Annotated in this window: 6 protein-coding genes; 1 reads left to right on the forward strand and 5 read right to left on the reverse strand. The window is 63.3% G+C overall.

Going from position 1 to position 7,206, the window contains the following annotated elements:
• Positions 1 to 180 precede the first annotated feature (180 nt).
• The 4 genes from EN991_RS16565 to EN991_RS16580 are packed head-to-tail and all read right to left on the reverse strand — an operon-like array spanning position 181 to position 3,782.
• Positions 181 to 957 (reverse strand): enoyl-CoA hydratase/isomerase family protein, encoded by a 777-nt coding sequence (locus EN991_RS16565; protein ID WP_013529703.1) that lies wholly within the window; start codon positions 955 to 957, stop codon positions 181 to 183.
• Positions 950 to 2,551: an acyl CoA:acetate/3-ketoacid CoA transferase gene (locus EN991_RS16570; RefSeq protein WP_127369151.1), complete on the reverse strand. Its 1,602-nt coding sequence runs from the start codon at positions 2,549 to 2,551 to the stop codon at positions 950 to 952. The genes EN991_RS16565 and EN991_RS16570 overlap by 8 nt, the downstream gene beginning before the upstream one ends.
• On the reverse strand, positions 2,548 to 2,727 hold the full coding sequence (locus EN991_RS16575) for a hypothetical protein (RefSeq protein ID WP_063173051.1): 180 nt from the start codon (positions 2,725 to 2,727) through the stop codon (positions 2,548 to 2,550). Before EN991_RS16575 ends, EN991_RS16570 begins: the two co-directional genes overlap by 4 nt.
• Positions 2,724 to 3,782: a LacI family DNA-binding transcriptional regulator gene (locus EN991_RS16580; protein ID WP_127365982.1), complete on the reverse strand. Its 1,059-nt coding sequence runs from the start codon at positions 3,780 to 3,782 to the stop codon at positions 2,724 to 2,726. The genes EN991_RS16575 and EN991_RS16580 overlap by 4 nt, the downstream gene beginning before the upstream one ends.
• Before the next feature lie 239 nt (positions 3,783 to 4,021).
• On the opposite strand from EN991_RS16580, the gene EN991_RS16585 reads away from it, so the two are divergent.
• Entirely contained in the window at positions 4,022 to 5,176 is a 1,155-nt protein-coding gene (locus tag EN991_RS16585; RefSeq protein ID WP_127369152.1) for a dihydrodipicolinate synthase family protein, read from the forward strand.
• Between the two features lie 55 nt (positions 5,177 to 5,231).
• Here the strand turns inward: EN991_RS16585 and EN991_RS16590 are convergent.
• On the reverse strand, positions 5,232 to 7,206 hold a 1,975-nt coding region (locus tag EN991_RS16590), incomplete at its 5' end, for an alginate lyase family protein (RefSeq protein WP_127369153.1).

Consider the following 7,206-nt stretch of genomic DNA (forward strand, 5'->3'; position numbering starts at 1 on the left):
GGCCTCACCGGCCTGCGCATAGTGCGAGACGGTGAAGCCGTGGCCGGGGCTGTTTCGAGCAATCGTGCGGCCGTCGCGGGCATCGACATGCTTGCCGTTGATCAGCAGCTTGTAGCCTTTCGGGGCTTCGGCCGCCTCGGCCGGCATGGCGATCTTCAGGGGTGCGTTCATATGTTTGCTCTAGGATCTCGAAAAGGCCGGCTTCTGCTTGGCCTTGAAGGCATCGACGCCGGCCTTCAGATCGCCGGTCAGGGCGATGAAGCCGCTGGCCAGCGCTTCGGTGGCGGCGGCACTTTCCTCGCCTTCGGCGACCGCGATCATCAGCTTGGCGGCTTCCGTCGCCAGCGGGCCGCGCTCGGCGATCTTTTCCGCCCACGCCTTTGCTTCTTCGTGTGCGTTGCCAGTTGCGACCACCCGGTCGACGATGCCCAGGGCGAGTGCCTCGGGGGCGAGAAGGATCTCGCCGCCCAGCGCCATGCGGCGCACCGTCTGCGCGCCGAAGCGGCGCACGGCGCGCTGCGTACCGGACCAGCCGGGCACGACGCCAATCGAGGTTTCCGGGAAGCCTAATTTCACTTGTGTTTCCGCCACGCGCAAGTCGCAAGCCGCAGCCAGTTCCAGGCCGCCGCCAAGCGCATGGCCGGACAGGACGGCGATTGTCGGCTGCCGCAGCCGCGCCAAGCGGTCGAAGACGCGGTGGCCGTAGCGCACCCACTGCACCTGGAAATCGGCGGCACTCATCTGCGCCCAGGCTTCGACATCGCCACCGGCGCAAAAGCCCTTGCCTTCGCCGCGCAGCAGCACGACGCGGACGCCCTCGGCCATCTCGGCCGCGTCGAGCGCCGTCTCTAGCGCCCGCAGCATCGGAATGTCCAGTGCGTTGAATTTCTCCGGCCGGCGCAGCGTGATGGTACCGATGGCGCCATCCTGCTCGAAGGTGACGAGAGGCTCAGCCACGCGCGCCTCCGACCGAGGCGCCGCCATTCAGCGACAGGCCTATCGGTTGCTCCTGATAGAGGGCTGCCGGTGTCGTCTTGAGGTCCCTGGCAACGGCCAACGGAATTTCCGACTGGGCCAGCACATCACGCTGCAGATCGATGCCGGGTGCGAGTTCTGTGACGACCAACCCCTCCGGCGTCAGCTTCATCACGCAGCGTTCGGTGACATAGGTGATGTCCTGTCCCTGCGCCACCGCGCGCTTGCCCGAAAACGAGATGTGCTCGACTTCGTTGACCACCTTCTTGACCTTGCCCTCGTGGTCGATGCGGATGCCGCCATCGGCCAGAGACAGCTTGGCGCCGGCATTGAAGAAGCCGGAGAAGACGATCTTCTTCGCCCGTGCGGTGATGTCGACAAAGCCGCCGGCGCCGGCGGTGACATGCGGCCGCGCCGAAAGCTTCGAAACATTCACAGAGCCGTGTCGATCGATCTGCAGGAAGGACAGCAGCGAGGCGTCGAAGCCGCCGGCCTGGAAATAGATGAACTGGTGCGGCGAGGGCATGAAGGCGTCGGCGTTCGATGAGCAGCCGAATTTGAAGTCGAGCAGCGGCACGCCGCCGACCGCGCCCTGTTCGATCACCCAGGTAATTTTGCCGTGCTGGCCTTCCTCGAGAAGGATGCGCGGCACATTGGCGGAAATGCCGAACCCGATATTGACGGCCATGCCGTCGCGCAACTCCATGGCGACGCGGCGCGCGATCACCTTCTGCACGTTCATCTCCGGCGTGCGGAAGCTCGACAGCGGCCGGAAGATTTCTCCCGAGATCGCCGGGTCATAGGGTGTCAGCGTCGTCTGCAACTGGTCGGGCGCAACGACGATATGGTCGACCAGGACGCCCGGCACGCGCACGTCATGCGGTTTCAGCGTGCCGTTCTCGACGACGCGCTTGACCTGCGCGATGACGATGCCGCCATTGTTGCGGGCGGCGAGCGCCTGTTCCAGTCCGCCGAGATAGGCGCCCTCATGCTCGTAGGTGAGGTTGCCGCGCTCGTCGGCCGACGTGGCGCGGATGATCGACACCTGCGGCACGATAGAGCGGAAATAGAGCCATTCCTCGCCGTCGAACTGCTGCACCGAAACGATCGGCTCGCTGGCGGCGTCGTTCATGGCGCAGCCCTGGTGGCGCGGGTCGGCGAAGGTGTCGAGACCGACTTTGGTCAGCACGCCCGGCCGCTTGGCCGCGGCTTCGCGGTGCATATCGAACAGGATGCCGGACGGCACGTTGTAGGCGGCGACCGAATTGTCGCCGATCATCTTCCAGATCTGCGGCGGTTCGGAAGAGGAGGGGCCGGACGGGTAGGAGCCGCACAAGGTACGCTTCAGCAGTCCCGGCTTGGCCAGATGGTCGATGCCTTTGATGCCATACATGTCGCCGGCTGCGATCGGGTGCAGCGTGGTGATGTTCTTCGGATGGCCTTCTGCGTCGAAGCGTTCGCCGATCGCGGCGAGCACCGCATCGGGGCAGCCGAGGCCGCTCGACGAGGACACCGACACGACCATGCCGTCCTTGACCAGGCCGGCTGCCTGCGCCGCGGAGACCACCTTGCTCAATTCATACTCCCGAATTCAGGGTCGATTGCGACCGCCTTGCCTGATTTCGCGGTTTGCAATGCTGCTTCGGTTGACGCCGATGACCAGATGCTGTCCTCGCCTTGCGCGCGGATGGCGTTGATCATGAACTGCCTGACGATCGTGCTGGCGCCGATCAAGCTCCATTTGACGCTCATGCAGCGCCTCCCGAACCGGCCGCCCTGTTTCGAATGCGGCGATCCGGGCCGCAGCTTTCCCTGACCACCAGATTGACCGCGCCGATATGGTCTTCGGCCCGTGTGGTGCGCGACTGGATCATTTTCAGCATGACATGGGCGGCACGTTCGCCAAGACCCGCCGAGTCCACCGCGACGCTGGTCAGAGCCGGCATGTAATGCTCGGCCTCGGCCACATCGTCGAAGCCGACGATGGCGAAATCAACTCCGGGCTCAAGCGCGCGCTTGCGCAGCGCCAGCATGGCGCCAAAGGCGACGGCGTCGTTGAAGCAGAGTGCCGCAGTCGGCGGTTCAGCCATTGCGAGAGCGGTTTCGAGGCATGCGATACCACCTCTGCGGCTGGTCTCTCCCTCGACGACCAGAGTGTCGCGGTCGGAGATGCCCTGCGTCTCGCAGGCTTCGCGAAATCCGCCAAGCCGCTCGTGATAGACGACGAGATCGGACGAGCCGCCGAAGAAGACCAGCCGGCGATGTCCCTTGCCGATCAGATGAGCGGTGGCGAGATAGGCGCCGCGATGATTGTCGGGCGCGATGACCGGAATGCGGCTCTCGGGAAGCCGGCGCATGGCGAAGACCACCGGCAGACCTGCCGTCTCGATCCGCCTGAAGGCGCCCGGCGTCGTGCCGCGAGCCGGCGACACGATGAGGCCGGCGACGCCTTGCTCCATCAGCGACTTCAGCACTTCTTCCTGGCGCACCGGATTTTCCGCCGTGTTGGCGATGAACGGCACGATGCCGGCCGACTGGAAGACCCGCTCCATGCCGACCGCCAGCTCCGCGAAGAAAGGATTGGTGAGATCGTTGATGACCATGCCGATGACGTTGGAGTGCGCCTTGCGCAGATTGGCGGCGCCGCGGTTGTAGACGTAACCGACATCCTCGATCGCCTTGCGCACCTTGCTCGCTGTTTCGGGCCGGATCAGTCCGCTGCCCTGGAGCACGAGCGATACCGTCGATTTGGACACGCCCGCTTCGCGGGCGATGTCGAATATCGTCGCCTTGGCCCGGTTGGCCATCCAGATGCATCCTCCCCACTGCAGGCCCAAAACTATTGGAACGTTCTAATCTCTGCTCCGCTCGTGAGTCAATCGGGATTTTTCCCGCGCCTCGAACATCGATTGTGCGTACTCAAATGGCATGCTTCATAAGGCTTTCCTGTTGCAATGCAGCATTTCATCCTGCAGGGAGTTCGAATCTTAAAGGTCCTTGATTTATTGGAACGTTCCATTTAGTAGCGTTGTGAAGGGAGCGATGGATGGACATTTCCTTGCCTGGTGAGGGTGGCGGCAGCACCCGGTACACGCTGGTCGGCGAGCCCGTGCAGCCTGACATCGGCGCGCGATTTTCGCGTATCGCCTATGCCGCCGCGCACGTCGTTGCCGATCCGCTCGCCATGACCGATCCGTGGTCCAGACCGGTGATCGACTGGGAGAGGACGATGGCGTTCCGTCACCATCTGTGGCGGCTGGGCTTCCGCATCGCCGAAGCGATGGACACGTCGCAGCGCGGCATGGGCTTCGACTGGGCAAACGCGCAGGAATTGATCCGCCGCTCGATCGCCGAGGCGCGCACGGTCGATGGCGCCGATCTCGCCTCGGGCGCCGGCACCGACCATCTGGCGCCCGCCGCCGCCAAAACAATCGATGACGTCATCAAGGCCTATGAAGAGCAGTTCGCTTTAATCGAAGGGCTCGGCGGCAAGGCGATCATGATGGCCAGCCGGGCGTTGGCGGCAGTTGCCAAAGGGCCGGACGACTATGTCAGGGTCTACGACCGCATCCTGTCACAGTCCTCCGGCAAGGTCATCCTGCACTGGCTGGGCGACATGTTCGATCCGGCGCTCAGGGGCTATTGGGGCAGCGAGAATTTCGAGGTCGCTCTCGATACAGTCGTTGCCATCATCGAATGCCACGTTGGCAACGTGGAGGGGATAAAAATCTCACTGCTCGATGCCGGCAAGGAGGTCGCGCTGAGGAACCGTCTGCCGGACGGCGTCGTCATGTTCACCGGCGACGATTTCAATTATCCCGAACTGATCGCCGGCGACGAGAAAAGGCACTCGCACGCATTGCTGGGTATTTTCGACGCGATTGCGCCGGTTGCCAACGCGGCGCTGGCGAAACTGGCGGAAGGCGACCGCGCCGGCTTTGACGCGTTGATGGCGCCGACCGTGCCGCTGTCGCGAAAGATCTTCGAGGCGCCGACCGAGTATTACAAAGCCGGCATCGTCCTCATGGCCTGGCTGAACGGCCATCAGGATCATTTTGCGATGGTCGGCGGTATGCAGTCGGCGCGCGGCATCCGTCACTATGCCGACGTGTTCCGCCTTGCCGACCAGGCCGGATTGCTGGCCGATCCGGAACTGGCGGTGACCAGGATGAAGAGCCTTTGCACCGTCGCGGGTGTTTGAAGCGCGGAAAGTGGTTCTCATCATCGACGTAACAGGCCAGGAATGCCGGGCGTCGCTAATGTCTCCGCCACAGCCAAAAAGGCGCGATTGCCTCGTCTGGATGAAAAATGGGCTTGGTCGCCCTTCCCAGATCGGCAGGTGGCATTCCTGGGGGATCATGGTGCGTCAGGTCGAGAAGCAGCGGCCCAAGCCGATCCGGATCGACAGTTTCGGCCGACATGGTGTGTGGCTTGTTCTCGTGCGCAACAAGCCAGTGCAGCGCCTGGACCAGTCCCAGTCCCTCGGCTGTCTTGTGTTGCCAGAGATTGTCACCGACCGAAGACAGGACACGGGCCAGCGACGTCCAGCCTTGCAAGGTAAACATGGCGTAGTGCCTGGGGCGCGTGCGGGACAGTTCCCTGGGCAAGGAGCCATCGGCTGCGATCTGGGTTGCTAGTCTCTCCCGAGCATAGAGGCTGATCTTGGCCAGGGTGGCGCTGTCGCCAAGAAACGTGGCGATCGATGCCCGCTGCAAATCGTAATATGTTCCTTGGTTGCTGCTGCTGCAGAAGGCCGTCGCGGCTGCCGGCGCGGTGTCCAGCCATTCGCAGTAGGAACCGAGCCAGGCTCTGAACGCCTCGCGATCCTCGTCGCCCAGTACTCCTGTTCGCTCGAGCAGGCGTACGGCATCCAGGAAGAAATAGAAATCCTTCAGCTCGATGATGCCGTGGCCGGACCCTTCATTGTTGTCGTGGCCCGACCGCACCTGCGCATAGCGCAAATGCGGGTTCATTCTTGTCCTGGGATCGATAAACCATGCGCGAATGAGCCTGGCGGCGTGGACGGCATAATGATGCCCATCAAGCACGGTTGCGGCGAGCGCAAGCACGGTTGTGTCGTCGAAGACGCGCTGCAAGCGTGTGCGATCGTAGGTTTCGCTTCCTGCTGCATACAATGCCGTGCCGGGCACGCGTTCGCCATCGCGCCGGATATAGGGCAGGCCGTCGGGTCTGTCGGGGTCGGGCCACCAGTAAGGCGCGGGGTGAAAATAGTCCTGGGGATCCCCGCTGGGGGCTAGGCCAGTCTTGTCGAGCACGCTGAACGGACCGCGGGCGAGTGCCTGTCCGGCCGCGGTTTCGAGATGGTGCAGGATGAGCCCGTCCTTCACCGCGTGGGCCAGGGCGTCTTCGTCATAAAAGGCCAGGCGGGAGGCATCGAGCCGAGCGGCGACTGCCTTGGCGTCACATTGATCGACCATATCGACGATCGCCTGATCGCGGCTGACCAGACGCGCGACGAAGCCGGCCTTGCCGATCTCCAGATGCGAACGCCCTGAATCCAGGCGCGCCACCCAGCCCGCTTTCTGGAGCAGCCCGGCATCCGCTGCCCGGACCGGGCGTGGAAAATCCCAGGCGTCGTCGCGGTAGCGGTCCCAGGGGCCGGGAACTGCCAACCGCCACAGCATCTCGATTTTTGGCCGCCTTCCGTAACCATAGTTTTCGTCGAACAGTTGCGTGGTATCGGCTCGAAACATGATCTGCGGCTCTTCCTCGGCCGGCGGCTGGAAGCTCTGGTCCAGCAGAAGCGCATTGTCGACAATGCGCGCCATGGGCACCACAGCGTAGGGAAGGTGCGGGTTTTTCTCGATCGCGGACCGTATCCGCTGGAACGCAGAGTCTGTCAGGTAGCAGTTCCCGTCCCAGGGCATCAGCCATTTTGCCCTGTCGCGGGCAATCGCGAGCGCGGCGTTGCGAGCCCCATTGTTGTTCATCACATAGAGGTTCTTGCTGCGGCGGATGTGCGTTTCGTAACGCGCGGACTGTCCGCTCGCCCGGCCCTTCTCTGAGAATCGGAGGTCGCTGGCAACAAGCTGGTCGACGTCCCAGGATATCTTCCGGTACTGATCGAGTTCGAAGGGGATTGTATGAAAATTCTGGCGGCGGCTTTCGAGCAGGCCGATGATCCGGGCTTCCTCGTCGGTGTCGACTATTCGATTGACGATCCAGAATTTTTCGCAGGCGTCGAAGACCGGTTCGTTGTCCAGAATGAAC

It is taken from the genome of Mesorhizobium sp. M7A.F.Ca.US.005.03.2.1 (assembly GCF_003997795.1).
In the GTDB taxonomy this organism is placed as follows: domain Bacteria; phylum Pseudomonadota; class Alphaproteobacteria; order Rhizobiales; family Rhizobiaceae; genus Mesorhizobium; species Mesorhizobium ciceri.